The organism is Neisseria sp. P0021.S006 (assembly GCF_051956895.1).
In genome coordinates this window covers 1-452 of sequence record NZ_JBQCWZ010001241.1, presented here as the reverse complement: position 1 = coordinate 452, position 452 = coordinate 1, and the positions used below count along the sequence as shown (strand labels likewise).

Genomic DNA, 452 nt, shown 5'->3' with positions numbered 1-452 from the left:
TTCCTGTTGCTTCGCAGTGGCAATGGCAGCATTGGCTCTGGTGTTGAAGATCTCCTGACGCACCAGTCCTGATGCCATATAGCCGCTCGGAATCATCACAGGCAACACGACGGCAGTAATAATGATGCTTTGCAACTGGCGTTTGGATTCCGTTACCAACCCCCTGCGCGGCAGCTTGAGCAGCTTGGAAAACAACAAGGTCGAAAAAGCGATGAACACGCAGTTGATGGCAAAAAGATATGACGCACCGAGAAAGTAGTGCCAGTTGCCATGTGCCAGTCCGTAGCACGCAGTACACAGGGGCGGCATCAATGCGGTAGCAATCGCCACACCCGGTATGGCATTGCCTCCTTCTTTTCGCGTCAGCGCAACAATACCCGCCCTACCGCCGAAGAAGGCAATCAACACATCCCAAAGGGTCGGCTGAGTATGCGCCAAACGCTTGCTTTGTG

General features: G+C 53.8%; 1 protein-coding gene. It reads right to left on the bottom strand.

Features of this window, described 5'->3' with window-relative positions; all coding sequences use genetic code 11:
• A partial coding sequence (locus ACTHUM_RS19680) for a DUF389 domain-containing protein (protein ID WP_440403967.1) occupies positions 1-452 on the bottom strand: 452 nt, incomplete at both ends.